Origin of the sequence: Pseudomonas sp. MIL9 (assembly GCF_016887925.1) — a bacterium.
GTDB classification, from domain to species: domain Bacteria; phylum Pseudomonadota; class Gammaproteobacteria; order Pseudomonadales; family Pseudomonadaceae; genus Aquipseudomonas; species Aquipseudomonas mohnii.
This window is the reverse complement of the sequence record NZ_JAFEHE010000003.1, coordinates 131,899-153,953: the sequence shown is the minus strand read 5'-3', so window position 1 is coordinate 153,953 and position 22,055 is coordinate 131,899. Positions and strand designations below refer to the sequence as shown.

Annotated in this window: 28 protein-coding genes; 8 read left to right on the top strand and 20 right to left on the bottom strand. The window is 59.8% G+C overall.

The window, feature by feature from the left end; translation table 11 throughout:
- Nucleotides 1–299: 299 nt before the first annotated feature.
- Entirely contained in the window at nt 300–1,070 is a 771-nt protein-coding gene (gene tam, locus JQF37_RS03980) for a trans-aconitate 2-methyltransferase (protein WP_130211089.1), read from the bottom strand.
- Between the two features lie 166 nt (nt 1,071–1,236).
- Between tam and JQF37_RS03975 the strand changes: the two genes are divergently transcribed.
- The gene (locus JQF37_RS03975; RefSeq protein ID WP_130211090.1) at nt 1,237–1,653 is read left to right on the top strand and encodes a low affinity iron permease family protein; all 417 of its coding nucleotides are present in this window, start codon (nt 1,237–1,239) and stop codon (nt 1,651–1,653) included.
- Nucleotides 1,654–1,699: 46 nt separating this feature from the next.
- Here JQF37_RS03975 and JQF37_RS03970 read toward each other — a convergent pair whose 3' ends face one another.
- From JQF37_RS03970 to JQF37_RS03950, 5 genes are all read right to left on the bottom strand, one after another.
- Complete coding sequence (locus JQF37_RS03970) at nt 1,700–2,203, bottom strand: DUF4142 domain-containing protein (RefSeq protein WP_130211091.1); 504 nt, start codon at nt 2,201–2,203, stop codon at nt 1,700–1,702.
- A 75-nt stretch (nt 2,204–2,278) separates the two neighbouring features.
- Complete coding sequence (locus tag JQF37_RS03965; protein ID WP_007976786.1) at nt 2,279–2,437, bottom strand: KGG domain-containing protein; 159 nt, start codon at nt 2,435–2,437, stop codon at nt 2,279–2,281.
- A 117-nt stretch (nt 2,438–2,554) separates the two neighbouring features.
- Nucleotides 2,555–3,895 carry a sensor domain-containing diguanylate cyclase gene (locus JQF37_RS03960; protein ID WP_204149542.1) on the bottom strand — a complete coding sequence of 447 codons (1,341 nt, stop codon included), beginning with the start codon at nt 3,893–3,895 and terminating at the stop codon, nt 2,555–2,557.
- A gap of 90 nt (nt 3,896–3,985) precedes the next feature.
- Nucleotides 3,986–4,624, bottom strand: coding sequence for a LysE family translocator (locus tag JQF37_RS03955; RefSeq protein WP_130211093.1), 639 nt, complete (start codon nt 4,622–4,624; stop codon nt 3,986–3,988).
- 87 nt (nt 4,625–4,711) lie between these two features.
- Nucleotides 4,712–5,620 carry a LysR family transcriptional regulator gene (locus tag JQF37_RS03950; protein WP_130211094.1) on the bottom strand — a complete coding sequence of 303 codons (909 nt, stop codon included), beginning with the start codon at nt 5,618–5,620 and terminating at the stop codon, nt 4,712–4,714.
- Between the two features lie 77 nt (nt 5,621–5,697).
- On the opposite strand from JQF37_RS03950, the gene JQF37_RS03945 reads away from it, so the two are divergent.
- Nucleotides 5,698–6,186 carry a DMT family transporter gene (locus JQF37_RS03945; RefSeq protein WP_204149541.1) on the top strand — a complete coding sequence of 163 codons (489 nt, stop codon included), beginning with the start codon at nt 5,698–5,700 and terminating at the stop codon, nt 6,184–6,186.
- A 96-nt stretch (nt 6,187–6,282) separates the two neighbouring features.
- On the opposite strand, the gene yiaY is transcribed toward JQF37_RS03945, so the two are convergent.
- Nucleotides 6,283–7,431 carry an L-threonine dehydrogenase gene (gene yiaY, locus JQF37_RS03940; RefSeq protein WP_130211096.1) on the bottom strand — a complete coding sequence of 383 codons (1,149 nt, stop codon included), beginning with the start codon at nt 7,429–7,431 and terminating at the stop codon, nt 6,283–6,285.
- Between the two features lie 156 nt (nt 7,432–7,587).
- Here yiaY and JQF37_RS03935 point away from each other — a divergent pair, with 156 nt between their 5' ends.
- Nucleotides 7,588–8,607: a DUF4917 family protein gene (locus JQF37_RS03935; RefSeq protein WP_130211097.1), complete on the top strand. Its 1,020-nt coding sequence runs from the start codon at nt 7,588–7,590 to the stop codon at nt 8,605–8,607.
- A gap of 58 nt (nt 8,608–8,665) precedes the next feature.
- Here the strand turns inward: JQF37_RS03935 and JQF37_RS03930 are convergent, their stop codons facing one another.
- Complete coding sequence (locus tag JQF37_RS03930; protein WP_130211098.1) at nt 8,666–9,208, bottom strand: XRE family transcriptional regulator; 543 nt, start codon at nt 9,206–9,208, stop codon at nt 8,666–8,668.
- A gap of 110 nt (nt 9,209–9,318) precedes the next feature.
- On the opposite strand from JQF37_RS03930, the gene JQF37_RS03925 reads away from it, so the two are divergent.
- The gene (locus JQF37_RS03925; protein WP_130211099.1) at nt 9,319–10,101 is read left to right on the top strand and encodes an aldolase; all 783 of its coding nucleotides are present in this window, start codon (nt 9,319–9,321) and stop codon (nt 10,099–10,101) included.
- A 29-nt stretch (nt 10,102–10,130) separates the two neighbouring features.
- On the top strand, nt 10,131–11,018 hold the full coding sequence (locus tag JQF37_RS03920; protein WP_130211100.1) for a dihydrodipicolinate synthase family protein: 888 nt from the start codon (nt 10,131–10,133) through the stop codon (nt 11,016–11,018).
- 55 nt (nt 11,019–11,073) lie between these two features.
- On the opposite strand, the gene JQF37_RS03915 is transcribed toward JQF37_RS03920, so the two are convergent.
- From JQF37_RS03915 to JQF37_RS03905, 3 genes are all read right to left on the bottom strand, one after another.
- On the bottom strand, nt 11,074–11,418 hold the full coding sequence (locus JQF37_RS03915) for a YegP family protein (protein WP_130211101.1): 345 nt from the start codon (nt 11,416–11,418) through the stop codon (nt 11,074–11,076).
- Nucleotides 11,419–11,501: 83 nt separating this feature from the next.
- Nucleotides 11,502–11,807 carry a ribbon-helix-helix domain-containing protein gene (locus tag JQF37_RS03910; RefSeq protein WP_130211102.1) on the bottom strand — a complete coding sequence of 102 codons (306 nt, stop codon included), beginning with the start codon at nt 11,805–11,807 and terminating at the stop codon, nt 11,502–11,504.
- 14 nt (nt 11,808–11,821) lie between these two features.
- Nucleotides 11,822–12,403 (bottom strand): DJ-1/PfpI family protein, encoded by a 582-nt coding sequence (locus JQF37_RS03905; RefSeq protein WP_130211103.1) that lies wholly within the window; start codon nt 12,401–12,403, stop codon nt 11,822–11,824.
- Between the two features lie 288 nt (nt 12,404–12,691).
- Between JQF37_RS03905 and JQF37_RS03900 the strand changes: the two genes are divergently transcribed.
- Nucleotides 12,692–13,582 carry a DMT family transporter gene (locus tag JQF37_RS03900; protein ID WP_090317304.1) on the top strand — a complete coding sequence of 297 codons (891 nt, stop codon included), beginning with the start codon at nt 12,692–12,694 and terminating at the stop codon, nt 13,580–13,582.
- A 37-nt stretch (nt 13,583–13,619) separates the two neighbouring features.
- Here the strand turns inward: JQF37_RS03900 and JQF37_RS03895 are convergent, their stop codons facing one another.
- The 3 genes from JQF37_RS03895 to JQF37_RS03885 form a co-directional block, all read right to left on the bottom strand.
- Nucleotides 13,620–14,834: an SAM-dependent methyltransferase gene (locus JQF37_RS03895; protein ID WP_130211104.1), complete on the bottom strand. Its 1,215-nt coding sequence runs from the start codon at nt 14,832–14,834 to the stop codon at nt 13,620–13,622.
- A gap of 135 nt (nt 14,835–14,969) precedes the next feature.
- Nucleotides 14,970–15,332: a hypothetical protein gene (locus JQF37_RS03890; protein ID WP_130211105.1), complete on the bottom strand. Its 363-nt coding sequence runs from the start codon at nt 15,330–15,332 to the stop codon at nt 14,970–14,972.
- A 2-nt stretch (nt 15,333–15,334) separates the two neighbouring features.
- Complete coding sequence (locus JQF37_RS03885) at nt 15,335–15,613, bottom strand: ogr/Delta-like zinc finger family protein (RefSeq protein WP_130211106.1); 279 nt, start codon at nt 15,611–15,613, stop codon at nt 15,335–15,337.
- Between the two features lie 301 nt (nt 15,614–15,914).
- Between JQF37_RS03885 and JQF37_RS03880 the strand changes: the two genes are divergently transcribed.
- On the top strand, nt 15,915–16,340 hold the full coding sequence (locus JQF37_RS03880) for a helix-turn-helix domain-containing protein (protein ID WP_130211107.1): 426 nt from the start codon (nt 15,915–15,917) through the stop codon (nt 16,338–16,340).
- A gap of 24 nt (nt 16,341–16,364) precedes the next feature.
- On the opposite strand, the gene JQF37_RS03875 is transcribed toward JQF37_RS03880, so the two are convergent.
- The 6 genes from JQF37_RS03875 to JQF37_RS03850 all read right to left on the bottom strand — a co-directional run bounded on the left by JQF37_RS03875 (nt 16,365) and on the right by JQF37_RS03850 (nt 19,432).
- Nucleotides 16,365–16,646 carry a phage holin family protein gene (locus tag JQF37_RS03875; RefSeq protein WP_239142505.1) on the bottom strand — a complete coding sequence of 94 codons (282 nt, stop codon included), beginning with the start codon at nt 16,644–16,646 and terminating at the stop codon, nt 16,365–16,367.
- Nucleotides 16,643–16,999 carry a putative holin gene (locus tag JQF37_RS03870; protein ID WP_130211109.1) on the bottom strand — a complete coding sequence of 119 codons (357 nt, stop codon included), beginning with the start codon at nt 16,997–16,999 and terminating at the stop codon, nt 16,643–16,645. The genes JQF37_RS03875 and JQF37_RS03870 overlap by 4 nt, the downstream gene beginning before the upstream one ends.
- Nucleotides 16,996–17,277: a helix-turn-helix domain-containing protein gene (locus JQF37_RS03865; RefSeq protein WP_130211110.1), complete on the bottom strand. Its 282-nt coding sequence runs from the start codon at nt 17,275–17,277 to the stop codon at nt 16,996–16,998. Before JQF37_RS03865 ends, JQF37_RS03870 begins: the two co-directional genes overlap by 4 nt.
- 136 nt (nt 17,278–17,413) lie before the next feature.
- The gene (locus tag JQF37_RS03860) at nt 17,414–18,031 is read right to left on the bottom strand and encodes a TPM domain-containing protein (protein ID WP_090467562.1); all 618 of its coding nucleotides are present in this window, start codon (nt 18,029–18,031) and stop codon (nt 17,414–17,416) included.
- A gap of 32 nt (nt 18,032–18,063) precedes the next feature.
- Complete coding sequence (locus JQF37_RS03855) at nt 18,064–18,798, bottom strand: TPM domain-containing protein (RefSeq protein ID WP_204149540.1); 735 nt, start codon at nt 18,796–18,798, stop codon at nt 18,064–18,066.
- A gap of 28 nt (nt 18,799–18,826) precedes the next feature.
- Nucleotides 18,827–19,432 (bottom strand): LemA family protein, encoded by a 606-nt coding sequence (locus tag JQF37_RS03850; protein ID WP_090467557.1) that lies wholly within the window; start codon nt 19,430–19,432, stop codon nt 18,827–18,829.
- A 263-nt stretch (nt 19,433–19,695) separates the two neighbouring features.
- Here JQF37_RS03850 and bglX point away from each other — a divergent pair, with 263 nt between their 5' ends.
- Entirely contained in the window at nt 19,696–21,987 is a 2,292-nt protein-coding gene (bglX, locus tag JQF37_RS03845; RefSeq protein WP_130210534.1) for a beta-glucosidase BglX, read from the top strand.
- Nucleotides 21,988–22,055 lie beyond the last annotated feature (68 nt).

Here is a 22,055-nt window from a genome sequence, read left to right as displayed (position 1 = left end):
GCCGGCCCGGCACTCGTATTGTTTGCATATAGATCCGCGCTCGCCCGTAAAGAAGCCATAGCGCTGCGTTGAACCCGCTGGCAGATACCTTATGCTCCGGGCTCACCTTCCGCCCCCGAGATCAACATGCAAAATTCAGAGTTGGGAATCATGATCATTTCATTGATCGGGTTGTTCGGCTTTGCTTCGTTTGTTTTTGAGTACTTGAGCGCCAGACGCTCGAAGAGAAGCAAACCGCAGTGATGTTTCCAGGCGATCAAAAAAAGGGGGCAGATGCGTCATCTACCCCCTTTCTTTCATCAGCGCGTCGCCACCAGAAACAACCGCGGAAACGGCAGCAGCACCGAACCATCGGCCTGCGCCGGATAAGCCTGCTCGACGGCGGCCAGATACAGCTTCAGATATTCAGCCCGTTCCGCCTCATCCAGTGGATCGAGAAACGGCCGCAAGCCACTGCCCTTGAACCACTCGACCACACCCGAGGCACCGCCTGCGAGTGGATGATGATACGTGGTGCGCCACACATCGACCCGGGCGCAGTGCGGTTTGAGCATTGAGTAGTAGCCGCTGGCATCGGCCATCTGCGTGCGTTGCCCGGCCGCGCCGGTCAGTTTGCTAGCCCAGGGACCACTCGCCGCCACTTCGCGCATCAAGCGATGGGAGGGTTCATTGAGATTGTCCGGCATCTGGATCGCCAGGCTGCCACCCGGTGCAAGTTTGCTCACCAATGAAGGCAGCAACGTGGCGTGATCAGGCAGCCACTGCAACACCGCATTGGCGAAAATCACATCGAATGGGCCAGTTTCGTTCCAGCGATCAATGTCCGCGATATCGAACCGCACCTGCGGCAAACGCTTGCGGGCGGCCTCGATCATGTCGGTCGAACTGTCCAGCCCGCGCACCGTGGCGTTGGCAAAGCGTTCCACCAGCAACTCGGTCGAGTTGCCGGGGCCACATCCGATATCGATCGCCGAGCGCACATCACCGGCGGGAATAGCCGCCAGCAGGTCACGGGCGGGACGGGTGCGTTCATCTTCAAAAGCGACGTACTGTTTGGCGGACCAACTCATTGCGTTCTCCTGTCGGTGCGTTGTCCTCGGACCGCTACGATACCGCGACAGGCGAGACCAAAGGTTTCAAAAAACAGCCTTTTCAGGCACACCGCCACTCCGGTCGAATTTTCATCGCGCCCCCACTGTCTGAAATTCAAGCGCTCTCAGAATAAGGAAAACGGCCATGAAGTTCGCAAAAATCGCCCAGAAACTTGCCCTGTGGACCGGCAGTCCCAAGACGTTCATGGGGGCGATCATTCTGATTTTCCTGTGGGGACTGAGCGGGCCGATCTTTCACTTCAACGATACCTGGCAACTGATCATCAACACCTCGACCACCATCATCACCTTCCTGATGGTGTTCCTGATCCAGAACACGCAAAACCGCGATACGGACATTCTGCATTTGAAAGTCGATGAGTTGTTGCGGGTGACGAAGGAGGCGCAGAACGCGATGCTGGGGCTCGAAGCGCTGGATCTCAAGGAGCTGGAAGCGCTGAGAAAGCAGTATCGGCAACTTGGCGAGGGCGAAACCATCTCCCTTGACGGCACTGTCGTCGAAGACAAAGACAAAGACAAACAGGATTTGAACAAGTGCTGAAGGCCACTGCGCGGGCGGCACTGGGTCGCCCGCGTGATCGAACGATCTAACGACTGGCTTGCAATGCCCTGGCCATCTGCAGGTGATGTTGCAACTTGGGCAACGTCTCTTCAGCGAACGCCTTGATCTCAGGCACATCCGTGGTTTGCGCTTCCTGCTGAAGCTGTGCGATGGCTTCTTCGGTGGACTTCACCTGACTGGCCGCATAGGCCTCATCGAAGTTCGCGCCGTCCATGACTTGCGGCATCAAGGCCTTGGCCTTATCGACCACCTGTTCACGCGGGGCCACCGGCAAATCCAGCTGTTTGGCGATTTTCGCCAGGTGCTGGTTGGCAGTGGTGCGGTCGTTGATCACGACAATGGTGTAGTCCTTGACCTCTTTGGATTCCGACTTCTGGTGCGCCAGACGACTGGTTTCGATATCGGCGATGCCCTGGGCCGACGCATCGTTGATGAACTCGGCGGGGGACTGGGCGAAGGCACTGCTGGCGCACAGGCCCAGTAACGTGGCGAAACCGGTGTAGCGTATTTGGGTGGCCATCCGCTTCATGGTCGCGCCCTCCTCAGTAAACATTCAAAACGGGAGCTTTCGCCCCCGCTTCTCAATCAAAACCACCTTCATCCACTACTTGGATTTCTGTCCGGGCTTGCGGCCCATGTCGGGTTTCGCTGGCTCTTTATCGACAGTCGTGGTGGTGGTTTTCCCACCCTTGCGACCGGCTTCAGACGCCTTGGTTCGATCGTTGGCGAAATTTCCCGAGTTCGAGTTTCTTGAATTAGGCATGATTCTCTACCTCTTGGTGATGATCGCGGCGAGCTGGCGCCCGCATAGAATCTGAATGGGCGCGATACAAAAGGTTTAGAAAAAAACGTCGAGGCCACGACGAACGGTGCGCGTGATTCAGACGAGCCGCAGGTGATGCTCGCGCTTGGCGGTGTACATCGCCTCATCGGCGTGCCTGAACAACTGCTTTTCTTCCGTGCCATGCTCGGGGTATTGGGCAACGCCGATGCTTGGCTGAATGTTGAAGCTATGGCCGTCCAGGCGCAGGGGTTGAGCCAGGACCTGACGGATTTTCACGGCCACGCCGTCGGCATCTCCCGAAGCGTGAATGCTGTGTAACAACACCACAAACTCATCGCCGCCAATACGCGCCACCGTGTCGGTTTCACGCACGCAGCCCTTGAGCCGATTGGCCACGGTTTGCAGCAACATGTCGCCAACCGCATGCCCGTGGGTGTCGTTGACCTCCTTGAAGCGGTCAAGATCGACATACAGCAAAGCCAAGCGTCCGCAGTCGTCACGCGCCGCTTCCAACGCAGTCTTGAGCCGGTCGCGCAGCAATTCGCGGTTAGGCAGTTGCGTCAGTTGGTCGTACTGGGCCATGCGCTCCAGGCGCGCGTGCAATTGCTTGCGCTCGATCGCGGTCGCGACCTGCGCGCAGACGTACTGCAACAATTCTTTATCCTGCTCGGTGTAGCGCTCACTGCCCGGCATGCTTTTGACGATCAGTGCGCCAATGGTGCCGTTTTGCGAGTTCAGCGGCACGCCGAGCCAGCACGGTGTGTTCTGTGCGCTCTCTTGCCTCTCGAACCCCGCAGGTCGATCGTCCTGATCCGGGGTCAGCAGGATCGGCTGGCCGCTGCGGACCACCTCGGCACACAGGCGCCCGGTCATCGTGCAGGGCTGCTCGGGTTCGTGGGCATCAACGTGATAGGGGAAGCTCAGCTCGGCACAGTGATCGTCATACAACGCCACGGAAAAATTCAGCGCTGGCAACCATTCACCAATGATCAGATGAATACGCTTGAACAGCGCCAAGAGATCTTCCGCTGCATGCGCCGCCTCGGAAATCGCATACAGCGCTGCTTGCCGGGACTCGGCTTGCTTGCGCTCGGTAATGTCACGCGCCACGGCGATGCGCAGTTGATCGACCTCCGACCAGCGTGCCGACCAGAGGATGTGCGCCACCCGGCCATCCTTGCGCAGGTAGCGGTTTTCGAAATTGAGCCGGGGCTCACCGCCCATGATCTCCCGGGCGGCGTCCAGGGTGCGCTGACGATCGGCCGGGTGCACCATGTCGATCATCGGTCGACCGATCAACTCTTCAGGGCTGTAGCCGAAAATGCGCTGGCAGGCGGCACTGACAAAAACGAAGCGACCTTGTTTGTCGACCGCGCAAACGGCGTCCAGCAAGAGATCGATGTAGCTCGCCAGCGGCGCGGAATTTCTGGTGGTCATGGCGCTGAATGCATGTCCGGACAATGCGGCAATAAAAAAACATCCCTGACCGTTAAATCCTGTGTCACCGAGGCCTCCGTGCACCCGGCTTCAAGCCTTGTTCGTCACCAGGCCCGGCACGGCATGTACCAGGGCGTTGATGGCGAAACCGATGAACATTAACCCGCAAAGCCGGGTGATGGCCAGTTCATGGCGCTGATACAAGGTGCGCACCCGCCGCGCACCGACGACGCCAATGAGAATAGCGTAGGCGATAAGGCCACCCACGAAACTCAGCAGGATCAGCCACGGCAGCATCGACCAGGTCAGCAACTCTGCTCGGCTCGACAACAAGGCGGTAAACGTGGCCACGGCCACCGGGTAAGCCTTCGGATTGGTCAGGCCAAACAGGATGCCATGCCAGAACGGCTGGCGCGCCGGCCCTTGCGGCGCCTGGGCACTGCTGCGACGCGCCCGCACCGCACGCCAGCCGAGCCAGAACAGGTAGAGACCGCTGAGCACGCCCAGCACATCGAACGCCGTGCTGCCGATTTCCCGCGCCCCGACAATCGCCACCAGCGCAGTGCCGCACCAGACCACGTCCCCCAGCAAATGCCCGCAGAGAAACCCCGCCCCGGCCCGTCGCCCATGGGCCGCGCCGATGCCGAATACGGCCAGCACGCCGGGGCCTGGCGTAATCCCGTAAATAAAACCCGAGGCAACAACGGCCATTAACAGCGACGGGGTCATGGGAAGTCCTTTTGAACTGTTTGGCGAATGGGCGCCAGTCTATATCAGCTCATTGGGCATTGATTGACTGATCGTCGAAGAACTTCATCAGCGTTTTATCCCCTCCGCGATTCGTTGATTCAGCCAGTTCAACGCCTGATCCCCGCCCCGCCGCTGGTGCCACGCCAACACAAAGGTAAACGACGGAATATGAAACGGTGGAGGCACGACGATCAGCGACGCCTCGTCGAGGTCGCGCAAACCGCGGGAGGCAACGGTCAGAATCAAATCCGTGCCACTGATCAACTGCGGGGCGACATTCCAGTGCGGCAGGCTGACCGCCACGCGCCGCCGTTCATGCAGCGCGGTCAGGGCGCGCTCGATTTCCGGCGTGCCACTGCCGCGCATTTCCAGCAAAACGTGGGGGCGCGCCAGATAGGTTGGCAGGTCGAGGGTAGCGTCGGCCGGCAAACGGTCGCGATCCACCAGGCAAGCGTAGTGCTCTTCGAACAGCGGGGTGCTGCGCAGTTCGTTGGGCATTTCCGGGAACACACCGACGGCGATGTCGATGTCACCGTTGAGTATCCCGTCGAGCATGCCTTCGCGGCTGGCGTGACTGATTTGCAGATCGATACCCGGAGCCTCTCTGCGCAACGTGCGGATCAGGCCAGGCAGGACGATGGCGGCACCGTAATCGGACATGGCCAGGCGAAAGGTGCGCCGGGTGGTCGCCGGATCAAAGGCATTGGGCGCCAGCAGCGATTGCACCTGAGCCAGGGCTTCGGTCAACGGCGCCATCAGCTCCAGCGCCCGCGAGGTCGGCACCAGGCCGGCGCCTGCCCGCACCAACAGCGGATCGCCCAGCAGATCGCGCAAACGCGCCAGAGCATGGCTGACGGCCGGCTGACTCAGGTGCAGACGTTCAGCCGCCCGGGTGACGTGTTGCTCGCTGAGCAAGGCGTCGAGAATCACCAGTAAATTGAGATCGATGCGGCGCAGATCATTCATTTGATGCATGTTCTGGATAGCAAAACGGAATTTAAATCTGCGCGACGAATACCCTAGAGTCCAGCAAAACCTGCTGGAGAATGATCATGAGTACGTTGCATGGGATCGGCCTGTTATTGCTGGCCGTGATTGCCGGGGCGGTGGTGCCTTTTCAGAGTGCGATCAACGCGAACCTTGGACGGGGCCTGGGGCATCCGTTATGGGCCACCTTGGCCTCGTTGCTGGTGAGTATCCTCGTGTTGCTGCCGATCATGCTGGCGATGCGCGTGCCGTTGCCATCAGTGGCGTTCATCAGCAAGTCGCCCCTTTGGATGTGGGCCGGCGGTGCGTTCGGGGTCTGCTTCATTTCCCTGGCCCTGGTACTGCTGCCCAAACTCGGCGCCTCGGGGTTCATGGCCTTGGCGCTGGCCGGGCAAGTGGTCGCGTCATTGGTGCTGGATCACTTTGGGTGGTTTGGGTTGGTGCAGCGGCAGGTGAGCTTGCCGCGGGTATTGGGCGTCGTGATGCTGATCGCGGGTGTGGTGTTGATTCAGTTCAGTGGGTCGCATGACAAAGCACTGGCGGCCGTGGGTTAAAGGGCCGCCACAAGCTCACGCTGAGGGGAAACATGCACCACGCCTACGCACGTCGCCGGCCTCGGGCACGAGGCTCGCGCCCGGCCGTCAAAACGCCTAGAACGCGCTGCGGAAAATCTCTTCGATCTGCCGCTGATCCGCCGCCCGGGGGTTGGTTACGCCGCATGCATCTTTCAGGGCGTTGCTGGCCAGGGTCGGAATGTCGTTGAGCCGAACGCCGAGCTCACGCAAACCGGCGGGGATGTCCACATCGTGTGCAAGGCGGCGGATGGCCTCGATGGCCGCCTGGGCGCCCTCTTCCGGGCTGAATCCGCGAATGTCGGCGCCCATGGCGTGGGCCACGTCGGTCAGGCGAACGGCGCAGACCTGGGCATTGAAGCTTTGCACGTGGGGCAACAGCACTGCGTTGCACACGCCATGGGGCAAGTCGTAGAAGCCACCCAACTGGTGGGCCATGGCATGCACGAAGCCCAGGGACGCATTGTTGAACGCCATGCCCGCCAGAAACTGCGCGTATGCCATGTTTTCCCGCGCCCCGAGGTCTTCCCCGTCCTGGACCACCCGGCGCAGGTTATGGCTGATCAGGGTGATGGCCTTCAGGGCGCAGGCATCGGTGATCGGAGTGGCTGCGGTGGACACGTAGGCTTCGATGGCGTGGGTCAGGGCATCCATGCCGGTGGCGGCCGTCAGGCCCTTGGGCATGGCGATCATCAGGTCCGGATCGTTGACCGACAGCAACGGCGTGACGTTGCGATCGACAATGGCCATTTTCACGTGCCGCTGCTCGTCGGTGATGATGCAGAACCGGGTCATTTCGCTGGCCGTGCCGGCCGTGGTGTTGATGGCAATCAACGGCAGTTGCGGTTTAGTGGACCGATCGACGCCCTCGTAGTCGCGAATCTGCCCGCCGTTGGTCGCGCACAGGGCGATCCCCTTGGCACAGTCGTGGGGCGAGCCCCCGCCCAGGGACACCACGAAGTCACAACGGGTCTCCTTGAGCAGACCCAGGCCGTGCTCGACGTTGGCGATGCTGGGGTTGGGTTTGGCGCCGTCGAAGATCACCGAATCGATGTCCTGCAGCGCCAGTTTCCCGGCAATCATGCTCGCCACGCCGGCCTTCGCCAGCCCGGCGTCGGTGACGATGAATGCTTTGCGAAAACCGTACTGGCGGATGGCATCCATGGCTTCGTCCAGGCAACCGATGCCCATGATGTTCACGGCGGGGATAAAAAACGTACTACTCATGCGCGAGTCTCCTGACGAGGGGCAGACCGGCAGCACCGATCCTCTGAAGGCGCTCAGGATCGACTCGTCGCCACTACTGCATGTTGATCTGGCTCAACGCCCGGTCGTGATAAAGTCGCCGCCCATCAGACCTTTTGCTTCGAGACGACAAACGCAATGACCGATTTACAGGATGTCGACGCCCAACTTGAAGACTGGAACGCCTTGCGCTCAAGCGCTGCGTTCGCCGGCTTGCTGGTGGGCAACGGCGCCAGCCGCGCCGTGTGGGACGATTTCGGCTACGACTCGCTGTTCGAGAACGCCCGCACCGTCGAAGAAAAACCCCTGAGCCAATCGGAATTGAGTGTGTTCGATGCGCTGCAAACCCGCAGTTTCGAACAAGTGCTCAGCGCGCTGAAAACCACCAGCCGGGTCAACAAGGCCCTGGCCGTCAGCTCCGCCGCCCCGCGCAATCGTTACTACGCGATCAAGGAAGCCTTGATCAACACCGTGCACGCGGTGCATATCCCGTGGCGGTTGGTCCAGGCCTCGACCCTGGCGTCGATCAATCAGGAGCTGACCCGCTACCGCACGGTATTCACCACCAACTACGATCTGCTCAACTACTGGGCGATCCAGCACTCGCCGCAGGCGATCACCGATCTGTTCCAGGGTGACGAGCCCGGCTTCGACCTCAGCGCCACCGCCACCGACAAAACCCGCTTGCTGTACCTGCACGGTGGCCTGCACCTGGTGCGCAATCAGGACGGCACGGCGCGCAAGCTGATGTCGACCGAGGGCACATTGCTGGGTAATTTCGCGATCAACAATACGATCAAGACCCTCGACGACGTACCGCTGTTCGTCAACGAAGGGCCGAGCGCGGACAAGCTCAAGACCATTCGCAGCTCGGATTATCTGTCGTTCTGCTACGACCAGTTACTGGGTCATGGCGAAGGCTTGTGCATTTTCGGCCATGCCCTGGGTGAGCAGGACAGCCACATCGTGCACGCCTTGCGTCAGGCGAAACCGCAGGTGGTGGCGATCTCGATCTATCCGCGCAGCAAGGCGTTTATCCAGCATCAGAAGCGCTATTACGCGAAGGTGTTTGAGGGGACGGGTGTTGAGTTGCGCTTTTTTGACTCGAAGACTCATGCACTGGGTAGCCCGAAACTGACCGTTCCGGTCGAAGTCTGAGGCCAGACCCTGACCGGTGGCGAGGGAGCAAGCGCCCTCGCCACAAAAGCGCCAGGACTCATTCCTCGTTGCTGTGCACCACCACCAGCAACTGCGCCTGAACCTCTCCCACTGACCGGATCCGGTGCGGTTTTTGCGCGTTGAAGTGCAGCGCGTCGCCGCGATCGAGCAGTACTCGCTCGTTCATGAAGTCCACTTCCACCTGCCCCTCGTGGACGAACAGAAACTCCTCCCCGGTGTGTTCCTTGAAGGCTTTGTCGGTGAATTCGGCGGGCGGATAAATGATGAATGGCAGCAGGCTGCGTTCACTGACCTGATGGGCCAGCACCGCGTAGCCAGGACTTTGATCGTTGGCCGCCAGGGACTGGCGCTCATGGCTGCGCACCAGGCTGTAGCTGTCGAGGCTGACCTTGTCCTCGGAAAACAACTCCTCGACCTTCACGTTCAGCGCCTTGGCCAGTTTCAGGGCAGCCGCGATCGACGGCGTGTTCAGCCCGCGCTCGACTTTCGACAGATAGCTCTTGGTCATACCGGATTTTTCGGCCAAGGATTCGAGTGTCACGCCAAGTTTTTTTCTGAGTAATTTCAAACGGATAGACATGTGGAGCGATTAATCCATCAAGGAGCCGACGATTTGTCCTTGCCTATGACACAAAGTGTCATATAGCCTCTTTAGTGTCATCTGCATGAATCACCCCAAAGGACACCGATATGGCCAAGACCTTAGCACTGCCCAAAGAGCAACTGGTCAAGCAAGCGCTGACCCAGATGCAAAACACCCTCGCGGATAATACGTGGACCGACCGGCAAAAGCTGGCCCTGACGTGCCGCATTCTGTTCGAGAACGGCCATGATTCCGGACTGGCCGGGCAAATCACCGCCCGCGGCCCGCAGCCAGGCACCTATTACACTCAACAACTGGGCCTGGGTTTTGACGAAATCACCGCGAGCAACCTGCTGCTGGTCAATGAAGACCTGGACGTGCTTGCCGGCCATGGCATGCCCAATCCGGCCAACCGTTTCCACAGTTGGGTGTACCGCGCCCGGCCGGATGTGAACTGCATCATTCACACCCACCCGACCCACGTTGCGGCCTTGTCGATGCTGGAAGTGCCGCTGCAGATTTCCCACATGGACCTCTGCCCGCTCTACGACGACTGCGCGTTTCTCGAAGGCTGGCCTGGTGTGCCGGTCGGTAATGAAGAAGGCGAGTTGATTGCCGGGGCCCTGGGCGACAAAAGGGCGATCCTGCTTTCCCACCACGGCCAACTGTCCACCGGCGGCACCATCGAGGAAGCCTGTGTGATTGCCCAACTGATCGAACGCGCCGCCAGGCTGCAACTGCTGGCAATGAGTGCCGGGACCATCAAGCCGATCATCCCCGAGCTGGGCCGAGAAGCCCATGACTGGATCGCCCGGCCCAAGCGACACGCCGCCGCTTTCAACTACTACGCCCGGCAGAACCTGCGTCAACACGCCGATTGCCTGAACTGAACCCCGACCTTTTATTACGGAGAGACACCATGTCGAGCACAACCATTCACGGCATCATCGGCTACACCATCACGCCTTTCACCGCCAAGGGTGAAAGTGTCGACCTCGGCGCGCTCGGGCGCTCCATCGACCGTTTGATCGACAGCGGCGTGCATGCCATCGCACCACTGGGCAGCACCGGGGAAGGCGCCTACCTGAGCGACGCAGAGTGGGATCAAGTCGCCGAATTCAGTATCAGGCAAGTGGCCAAACGCCTGCCGACCATCGTCAGCGTGTCCGACCTGACCACTGCCAAAGCAGTGCGCCGCGCACGTTTCGCCGAAGCCCAGGGTGCCGATGCGGTGATGGTGTTGCCAACCGCCTACTGGAAACTCAGCGAAGCGGAAATCCTCGCCCACTACCGCGCCATCGGCGACAGCATCGGTGTGCCGATCATGCTCTACAACAACCCGGCCACCAGCGGCACCGACATGTCGGTGGACCTGATTTTGCGCATCGTCAAAGGCGTGGAAAACGTGACCATGGTCAAGGAGAGCACCGGCGACATCCAGCGCATGCATCAACTGCAACGCCTGGGCGAAGGTCAGGTGCCGTTTTACAACGGTTGCAACCCGCTGGCGCTGGAAGCGTTTGCCGCCGGGGCCAAAGGCTGGTGCACGGCGGCACCGAACCTGATCCCGCAGCTCAACCTCGACCTGTATCAGGCGGTGCTGGAAAACGACTTGAGCAAGGCGCGCGAGCTGTTCTATCGCCAGTTGCCCTTGCTGGACTTCATTCTCAAGGGTGGCCTGCCGGCGACCATCAAGGCTGGGTTGCGTGCCACCGGGCTGGAATCGGGCGATCCGCGGTTACCGGTTTTTCCGTTGAGTGAGGCAGGACGCGATCAGCTCCAGGGGCTGCTGAACACTTTGCGCTGATTTCCAACCCCATAAAACCACTGTGGGAGCGAGATTGCCCGCTCCCACAAGTGCCTCAAAGCACCGGCAACGTCTTGTCCTTGATCACCTTGGTCGGCCCGATGGCCTTGACGCTGGCGATGCCTTTTTCCAGCGCGGCAGCGGAAGAATAAGCCTCGCTGCTGCCGATAATCTCGTGGTTGGCGGCCTTGAGGTTGAAATACGGGTGGCCATCCTTGGTGGTTTTCTTCTCGTAGCGCTCATCCAGCGGGCTGTTGGCCTGCACCGCCGCGATGCCTTTATCGGCTGCGGCGCGCGTGCTGTAGTGCTCGCTGGTCAGAATGGTCTCGGCATTGGCCGCCTTCAGCACAAACCTGAATTGCCCGCTGATGCTTTTGCTCACTTCGTACCATCCGGACATGCTCTTTCTCCTTTGGCGATTGAGAGGTTGCGCGCTTCAGAGTAAAGACCAGCCCGGCAAATCTGTCGCCTGAGCCGAAAAACCTAACTCACTGAGCGCTTCACCACCGACAACTCCGGCACCTGCCCTCGCCGCTGACTCAAATACCGCGTACAACTCACCCGCAAGAACGAGGCGAAATTCACCACCTCGCCGCGGTAGTCCATCACCTCTTCATACAGCTTGGCGATCAACTGGTTGGTGGTCATGCCGTCGACCTCGGCGATTTCGCTGAGGATGTCCCAGAACTGATTCTCCAGCCGCAGGGTGGTAACCACTCCGCAGATGCGCAGCGAGCGGGAGCGCGATTCGTAGAGAATCGGGTCGGCTTTGACGTAGAGCTCGCACATGAATAGGTCCCTCGTTACAGCGTGATTTTGGTGCCCAGCAACCCAAGGAAACCCGCCAGCCAGTTCGGGTGGGCAGGCCAGGCCGGGGCGGTGGCCAGATTGCCTTGAACGTGGCCGTCCGTCACCGGGATATCGATATACGTACCGCCGGCCAGGCGCACTTCCGGCGCGCAGGCCGGGTAAGCGCTGCACTCACGGCCTTCGAGAATCCCTGCCGCCGCCAGCAATTGCGCACCGTGGCACACGGCAGCAATCGGTTTGCCGGCCTTGTCGAAATCCCGTACCAGCTCCAGGATTTTTTCGTTCAGCCGCAGGTACTCCGGCGCACGACCGCCGGGCACCAGCAACGCGTCGTAGTCCGCTGCCACAACCTTGGCGAAGTCGAAGTTCAGGGCAAACAGGTGACCGGGTTTTTCGCTGTAGGTCTGGTCGCCTTCGAAGTCATGGATCGCGGTGCGCACGGTCTGGCCGGCGGTTTTGTCCGGACATACGGCGTGTACCGTGTGGCCGACCATCAACAGCGCCTGGAAAGGCACCATCACTTCATAGTCTTCGACGTAATCGCCAACCAGCATCAGAATTTTTTTAGCAGCCATGGGGAGGACTCCTCTGGAAAACGTGGGCTTGCAGGAGTATTCAAGGTAGTCCTTATCCGGCGGGTCGGGTAATAACCTGCTACTACCTGATGGAACGCGGTACCGTTCTTCGCTCCCACAGGTACTGCATTGGCCGAAAGAACTATACGGGACCTGTGGGAGCGGGCTTGCCTGCGAAGGCGTCCTCCAACTGTACGGATAACTCTGCACCTAGCTGTAACAGCGCGCCCCCCGCCATTTATGGCTAGATGAAGGCAACTCCCACCCCCCTCGATTCTGGTTGCCATCATGTCCTCCCGCGAAAACACCGGCATGGCCCTGGGCCTGCTCGGCGTTGTGATCTTCAGCCTCACCCTGCCCTTCACGCGAATCGTCGTGCAGGAACTCCATCCACTGCTCAACGGCTTGGGCCGGGCCCTGTTCGCGGCGATTCCCGCCGCACTGCTGTTGCTTTGGCGTCGTGAGAAATGGCCAACCTGGAAGCAGGTCAAAGGCCTGACCCTGGTGATTGCCGGGGTGATCCTGGGCTTCCCGGTGCTGTCGGCCTGGGCCATGCAAACCTTGCCGGCGTCCCATGGCGCCCTGGTCAATGGCCTGCAGCCCCTGTGCGTGGCGCTGTACGCGGCGTGGTTGTCCCATGAACGACCGTCGAAAGCGTTCTGGGCCTGCGCCGCACTGGGCAGCGCGCTGGTGCTCGGGTATGCGCTGATCAGCGGTGCCGGGAGCATTCAGGCCGGCGATTTGCTGATGCTCGGAGCGATTGCCGTGGGCGGCCTGGGGTATGCCGAAGGGGGGCGCCTGGCCAAGGAAATGGGCGGCTGGCAGGTGATCTGCTGGGCGCTGGTGCTGTCGACGCCCGTGTTGATCGGGCCGGTGGTGTATCTGGCGCTGCAACATCAAGGCGAGATCTCGGCGAAAACCTGGTGGGCCTTCGGCTATGTCTCGCTGTTTTCGCAGTTCATCGGGTTCTTTGCCTGGTACGCCGGGCTGGCCATGGGCGGTATTGCGCGGGTCAGCCAGATCCAGTTGCTGCAGATCTTCTTCACCATCGCCTTCTCGGCGTTGTTCTTCGGCGAACACGTCGAGCCGATCACCTGGCTGTTTGCCGCGGGGGTGATTGTGACGGTGATGTTGGGACGCAAGACCGCCATCAAACCCGCGCGAATTGCCACCGCATAAATCCTGTGGGAGCCAGCAAGCTGGCTCCTACATGGGATCACAGGTAACCGTCAGCCCGCAGCAGCGTTTCCAGGCAATGCTCACTGATGTGGTAGAAATCCTTCAGCTCCTGAATCTTCACCAACAGCTGGGCCGGGTCCACCGGCTCGGCGCGTTTGACCGCCAGGATCATCTTGTTCTTGTTGGTATGGTCCAGTGAGATGAACTCGAACACCTTGGTCTCGTAACCGCAGGCTTCAAGGAACAGCGCACGCAGACTGTCGGTCACCATTTCAGCCTGCTGGCCCAGGTGCAAACCGTACTGCAGCATCGGTTTCAATAGCGCCGGGCTCTGGATTTGCAGGCGAATCTGTTTGTGGCAGCACGGCGAGCACATGATGATCGACGCGCCGGAACGGATGCCGGTGTGAATCGCATAGTCAGTGGCGATGTCGCAGGCGTGCAGCGCGATCATCACCTCCAGCTCGCTCGGCGCCACGCTGCGCACGTCACCACATTTGAAGATCAGCCCCGGATGCTCGAGCTTGACCGCAGCGGCATTGCAGAGGGTGACCATGTCCTCACGCAACTCGACACCCGTCACTTCGCCCTCGGCGTTCAAGGTGTTGCGCAGGTAATCGTGAATGGCAAAGGTCAGGTACCCCTTGCCCGACCCGAAGTCCGCCACGCGCACTGGCTTGTCCAGTGCCAAGGGTGACGAGGTCAGCGCATGGCTGAACACTTCGATGAACTTGTTGATCTGCTTCCACTTGCGCGACATCGCCGGGATCAACTCGTGTTGCTTGTTGGTCACGCCAAGGTCGGCGAGAAACGGTCGGCTCAGGTCAAGAAAGCGGTTTTTCTCGCGGTTGTGCTCGGCGGACGGCACTTCACGCAATTGCTGGGGTTTGCTCTTGAACAGCGAAGGTTTGCCCTTTTTGCTGTATTCGAGCTGGGCTTCATCGGTCAGCGACAGCAAATGCGCATTTTTAAACGACGCCGGGAGTAACTCGGCAATGCTTGCCACCCCTTCGGCCAGCGGCAGGTTCTTGGTGATGTCGCGGGTTTTGTAGCGATAGACGAAGGACAGGCACGGCTGCGACTTGACGGTCACCGGCTTGATGATGATCCGCTGCAACTCCGCCTCTTCGCCGACGTATTTGGCCAGCACCAGTTTGATGAAGGCATTCTGATCGAGGCTCGATTGCAGCAAGTCGATGAATTGGGCGTGATGATCCGGCACGAGGCTGGCGGGTGTGGCGGTGACAGACATGGAAAAACGGCCTCGGGCAATACGAATCGGGGGAATGCCGGGTATTTTAGGGGGGCCGAGGGTTTTGGGCACGGGGTTATTTTGTGGCAGGTCTTGGTGACGCCACCCAAGACCTGAATAAACGCCTTTAAAGCATCACGGCTCAACCAGTCGCAGCTTGCGGTTACTCGGCGAATTGATCACGTATTTGACAATCAGCCCGACCGGTACCGCCCAGGTAAGACCGTTGAGCGGGTCAGTCACCACAGCGACGGTTTCAGAGCTCGCGGCGATGTCCAGGCGCCGACGATCATGGCTCGATTTAAGCTCCCCATAAGCATGGCTGACCAGTCTTTCCGCCACATGCATGGGCACATCGACACTTTGCAAATGCTTGACCGCACGACAGAACAACACCTGGTCATCGAGCAATCCGTCGCTTTCATGTCGAACCAGAAAGGCCTGGGCCATGGCCAGCAGATCCTCATTCAATTCCGGGTGTTCATCGACTTCGTTCATGTTCACAACTCCTGTTGTGCGTCCGTCGATGAGTCACTGACCGCAACAGGCCGTGCGTCACGGCGCAAGTCCGGGCCCGCGCAGGGTAAACGCACCGCCGGGTTGGGCATTCCACTGGGGGAAAGCTCATGGGTCATTTCGAACTCGGCGCGCACCGACCAGCCGCAGGCTTCCGACGTGCATTGCAAATAGGCCACCCGAAGAAAAATATGACGGCCCTCGCTGGTCCGGATGCGCATCCGGCTCAAACAGTGCGGACACACCATTTTGTATGTGCTCATGCCTGGCTCCCGGTGGTCATCTGGTGGTAATCGACATTATCAAACGCAATACTGCTGGATGCATTGATCGCGGTGCTTGGCACATGCGAGTAACGCCTGCCGGACAAAAGGAAGTGCAATGGGTAAACGCGAATGGGGTTAGAACTAAAGCCGTAGGAAATCACCTTGCTACCATTAGGAAGTTTCAACATCGTATTCTTCTGATCCATAGTTAACGATTGATTACTCACAAGAAAAAAAAGTACTCATTACGCATACGCTATGCACTCGAAAAGCATATGTCAAAAGGAAGAGGCTCAAATTGCGTAGCAAAAAATCACAAGCTGTTCTGGCGCGACTGAAGCAAATTACCGGCACAAAAAGCGATGCTTCTTTATCTTCTGCGCTAAAGATCAGTCCGCAAACCCTGAGCAGTTGGAAAGGCCGCGACAGCACACCATATTCATTATGCGTAGACATCGCGCAAGCGCGAGGCATCTCTCTCGACTGGTTGCTACTGGGTGAAGGGCCAATCCTGCGGCCTGTCACGGCACAGTCGCAGGACAACAACCAGGAAAGCACAACCCGAGAAAACACCATTCTCGCGCTCTGGAGATTGCTCAACGAAGATGATCGTTGCGCCATTCAAAACGCACTGGAGGAGAAACGGCGCCTGCGCGACATGGAAGTTAAACTTGCAGAAATGGCCTCTATCCTGTCGACACTCCAGCAGTCGAACGAAACATAACGTCATAGATCACCCGAAGCGCGATTACTTCAAGGCGCGCCAAAGCACCTTAATGTTTCCGCCACTTCGAATAATCAGCACACACAGGAAGACGCTCACGACCGAATGCCATGGACTCACCGGCACAGATGTCAGGAATACATCCATGCCGGCAATGCATAACAGTCCCCCGCACAGACTGGTCAATAGTCCGCCTCGCCAACAGTGGCGCTCTTCGTCACGCTGATAGCAGGCCAGCCTGAACGCGCTCAACAAATGAGCGATGCCGGTTATGAAGACCAGTGCAATCGTTTCATCGCCCATCATCCACGCCCTCTCAGATGCTGAATGATGTCGCCCAGGCCGGCACCGTCAATCCACAGCATGAGCTTGATGCTGATGGGAATGACGACCACCGAACAGAGAAATGCCGTCACGCCTGCCGTCAGGAAAGGGGCCAGCGGGAGTGCGACGGGCGTAAAGAGATAACCGACACCCGCCGACAGCAACCAGGAACCGATACGCTGCCATGCCTTGAAATTGGTGCGGGTCGTGGTCACCAACCAGGCCCCCAGCGAGGCACCGAACAGCACCTCGCCATCTATCGAAGGCATTGTCGCAATACCCAATCCCAACAATAGACCGCCGACGCTGTTGTAGGTCGAATCAGTCAGGCTCATGGGCGCCTCGCGAATCGGATTTCACCCACGCTGAGGACGCCGGATTCGAGGGCCTTGATCAGCGCTTCACTGCGAGACTTGACGTCAAACTTGCGGCGAATATTGGAGAAGTGGAAGTTGACCGTGGATTCCGAGCAATTCTGAATCTTCGCGATCTCCCACGAAGTTTTACCTTTGAGGCACCACATCAGGGTTTGGGTTTCTTTTGCGGTCAAGCGCGCTGGCGGGGTCTTCACGCCGCCGGGGGCCTCCACTAAAAAGTCGAGTGTCTGATGCATTGAAATGAGAACTCCCTCTACGTCGGAACGCCCGTCACGGGGCGTTGGCTATGGAGAGAGATGTTGGAGACAAGCCCGGGCCCGGACAACCGACAGGCGTTGTGCCGTCGTGCGCTACAAAGCCCGATGAAAAGGCTTAGCCAAGCACTACCAGGCGATTGGGCAACTCATTGCGCACATGGGTCACCGGCACATGAACCTTGAGTAACTCGCCGCACGCCTCGACGCAGTTGACGAACCCCTGCAACGTCTGTCCTTGCCGCACTTGCTGGGTGAACGTCGCGACAATCGCGTCCCAGTTCTTGTCGTCCAGGCGACTGGAGATCCCTTCATCCACCAGGATTTCCACATAGCGCTCGGCCTCACAGACGAAAATCAACATGCCGGTGCGGCCTACCGTGTGGTGCAGGTTTTGCTCCAGGAACTGCCGCCGCGCCAGGTTGGAAGCACGCCAGTGCCGCACCGCGCGCGGGATGAGGTGAGTGGTGATTTTCGGCAGGCGGAACACCAGGCACAGGACGATGAAACTGATCCATTGCACCAGCAGCAAACTGTGCAGGGTCAACCACCCCGTCAGGTAATGCACGATCCCCGGCACCACCAGCGCCAGCAGACTGGCCCAGAGCAGCGGGATGTACGCATAGTCGTCGGCGCGGGCCGCGAGCACCGTCACCAGCTCCGCGTCGGTGTCGCGCTCGACCCGGGCGATGGCCTCGGCCACTTTGCGTTGTTCGTGTTCAGTGAGTAATGCCATGTCTTGAAGATGCCTGTTCGCTATTGTTTTTATCACCAGCCGCCCGACGAACCACCGCCCCCGAAACTGCCCCCGCCGCCGCTGAAGCCACCGCCACCGCCGCCGAAACCGCCTCCGGAGCCGCCCGAACCACCACGGCCGGCAGGAAGGATACCGAGCATCTGGCAGACAAACACAGTCAGGATGAACAGCAGCACCAAAAACACGAAGACACCCGGATGCCGCGAAACGAAATCGCCCTCCGGATCACCCCGGGATTCATAGGCGGTCGATGGCTCGTCCAGGGCATTGCCACCCAGCACCACCAACATCGCCGCCACCCCGTCGCTGATGCCTTTGCTGAAGTGACCGGCCCTGAACGCCGGGGTGATGACCTGATGGATGATCACTGAACTCTGGGCATCGGTCAGCCGATCTTCCAGGCCATAACCGACTTCGATACGCAGTTTGCGCTCGTCACGGGCAACGATCAGCAGTGCGCCGTTGTTCTTGTCCTTCTGCCCGATCCCCCAGTAGCGCCCCAGTTGATAGCCGAAATCGGCGATGTCGGTGCCCTGCAAGTCCGGCACCGTGACCACGACCACCTGCTCGCCGGTGGCTTTTTCATGGGCCTGAAGCTGCTGGGTCAGTTGCTCGCGCACCGCAGGCTCAATCATCTGGGCGTTATCCACCACCCGACCGGTCAGTGGCGGAAACTTCAATTCGGCCTGGGCCGCCAGGGCAACCACCCAGAACAACAGCATCAGGCCTACCTTCAACGCTCGCATTGGCAACCTCGACAGCACCGACGGTAATTCAGAATTTGACCTCGGGCGCCTTCTCCGAACCCGGCGTGGCTTCGAAGGTCTCGCGAATCGGCAGATTGCTGTACATCACGCTGTGCCACAGGCGACCGGGGAACGTGCGGATCTCGGTGTTGTACTTCTGCACCGCGAGAATGAAATCGCGGCGGGCGACGGCGATGCGGTTCTCGGTACCTTCAAGTTGCGATTGCAGGGCCAGGAAGTTCTGGTTGGCCTTGAGGTCCGGGTAGCGCTCGGAGACCACCATCAACCGGCTCAACGCACCACTGAGCTGATCCTGGGCCTGTTGGTATTGCTTGAGTTTTGCCGGGTCGTCCAGGGTCGAAGCATCGACCTGGATCGACGTAGCCTTGGCCCGGGCTTCGATCACGGCAGTCAGGGTTGCCTCTTCGTGCTTGGCGTAGCCCTTGACGGTCTCCACCAGATTGGGAATCAGGTCGGCACGGCGCTGATACTGGTTTTGCACCTGGCCCCAGGCAGCCTTGGCCTGTTCATCGAGGGTCGGAATATTGTTGATGCCGCAGGCGGTCAGCAATGTGGCCAGCACCAGCAGCGTGGCGACCTGCAAGCGAGAACGGTAGGTTGGACTGACATTCATCTGGATGATGCTCCCTTGTACTTTTAATGAAAAAACCGACCATGAAACCTTCTGAGTCGGCTCTTGGGGCATAATCGCCCGCGCCTCTGGATTGCAACGGGCCGATGGGCTAAAAAGAGCCCCTGCGCAAAGACGCATCCGATTCGGCTGCCGTATTTTGGCTGTCGTTTATCGAGTCTGCACCCGAACAACAATAGTCGCTCCCTAAATTTTGGCTGGCCGGCATGTGTACATCGCCGTTTGGGCCCTTGAGAAAACTATTCATGAAGAAGCTGTGTTTGCTGGGCCTGCTCGTCAGCCTGGCCAGTCATAACGTATTGGCCGCCACGACACCCGCACCTCTGGAGAACAAGGACGCCTTCATCAGCAACCTGATGAAGCAGATGACCCTCGATGAAAAAATCGGCCAGTTGCGCCTGATCAGCATCGGCCCGGAAATGCCCCGGGAGCTGATCCGCAAGGAAATCGCGGCCGGCAACATCGGTGGTACGTTCAACTCGATCACCCGCCCGGAAAACCGTCCGATGCAGGACGCGGCCATGCGCAGCCGGCTGAAGATCCCGATGTTCTTCGCCTATGACGTGATCCACGGCCACCGCACCATTTTCCCGATCCCGCTGGCCCTGGCCTCGAGCTGGGACATGGATGCCATCGGCCTGTCCGGGCGCATCGCCGCCAAGGAAGCCGCGGCTGACAGCCTCGACATCACCTTCGCGCCGATGGTCGACATCTCCCGCGACCCGCGCTGGGGTCGCACGTCCGAAGGCTTCGGCGAAGACACCTATCTGGTTTCGCGGATTGCCGGCGTGATGGTCAAGGCGTTCCAGGGCGCCGGTGCGAACGCCGCCGACAGCATCATGGCCAGCGTCAAGCACTTCGCCTTGTACGGCGCGGTCGAGGGCGGTCGCGACTACAACGTGGTCGACATGAGCCCGGTCAAGATGTACCAGGACTACCTGCCGCCCTACCGCGCCGCCATTGACGCCGGCGCTGGCGGGGTGATGGTCGCGCTGAACTCGATCAACGGCGTGCCGGCCACCGCCAATACCTGGCTGATGAACGACCTGCTGCGCAAGGAGTGGGGCTTCAAGGGGCTGGCGGTCAGTGACCATGGCGCGATTTTCGAGCTGATCAAGCACGGTGTCGCCGCTGACGGTCGCGAAGCGGCGAAGCTGGCGATCAAGGCCGGCATCCACATGAGCATGAACGACACCCTCTATCGCCAGGAGCTGCCGGGGCTGTTGAAGTCTGGCGAGATCCAGCAGAGCGACATCGACAACGCCGTGCGTGCCGTGCTCGACGCCAAGTACGACATGGGCCTGTTCAAGGACCCGTACTTGCGTATCGGCAAGGCCGAGGACGACCCGGCCGACACCTATGCCGACAGCCGCCTGCACCGCGCCGAAGCCCGCGATGTGGCGCGTCGCAGCCAGGTGCTGCTGAAGAACCGGAACGAAACCCTGCCGCTGAAGAAAACCGCAAAAATCGCGCTGGTCGGTCCGCTGGTCAAGGCGCCGATCGACATGATGGGCAGCTGGGCAGCCGCCGGTAAACCTGCGCAATCGGTGACCCTGTTCGACGGCATGAACGCCGCCGTCGCCGACAAGGCAACGCTGATCTACGCCCGTGGCGCCAACATCACCAACGACAAGAAAGTCCTCGATTACCTGAACTTTCTCAACTTCGATGCCCCCGAAGTGGTGGATGACCCGCGTCCGGCCAATGTGCTGATCGACGAAGCGGTCAAGGCCGCCAAGGATGCCGATGTGGTGGTCGCCGCCGTGGGTGAATCCCGTGGCATGTCCCACGAATCCTCGAGCCGCACCGACATCAATATCCCGGAAAACCAGCGCGAGCTGATCCGCGCCTTGAAAGCCACCGGCAAACCGCTGGTGCTGGTACTGATGAACGGACGTCCGCTGTCGATTCTCGAAGAGAAGGAACAGGCTGATGCGATCCTGGAAACCTGGTTCAGCGGTACCGAGGGTGGCAACGCCATCGCCGACGTGCTGTTCGGCGACTACAACCCGTCGGGCAAACTGCCGATCTCCATCCCGCGGTCGGTGGGGCAGATTCCGACCTACTACAACCACCTGACCATTGGCCGGCCGTTCACGCCAGGCAAACCGGGCAACTACACCTCGCAGTATTTCGATGACACCACCGGCCCCCTGTACCCGTTCGGCTACGGTCTGAGCTACACCGACTTCAGCCTGAGCGAGATGGCCCTGTCATCGACCACACTGAACAAGACCGGCAAGCTCGACGCCAGCGTCACGGTGAAAAACACCGGCAAGCGTGATGGTGAAACCGTGGTCCAGCTGTACATCCAGGACGTGACCGGCTCAATGATCCGGCCGATCAAGGAACTGAAGAACTTCCAGAAAGTGATGCTCAAGGCCGGCGAACAGAAAGTCGTGCACTTCACCATCACCGAGGACGACCTGAAGTTCTTCAACGCCCAGCTCAAGTACGCGGCGGAACCGGGCAAGTTCAACGTGCAGATTGGCCTGGATTCCCAGGACGTGACGCAGCAGAGCTTTGAACTGCTGTAAATAAACCTGTGGGAGCGAGCCTGCTCGCGATGAGGCCATAACATTCAACAACACCGTTGACTGTCAGG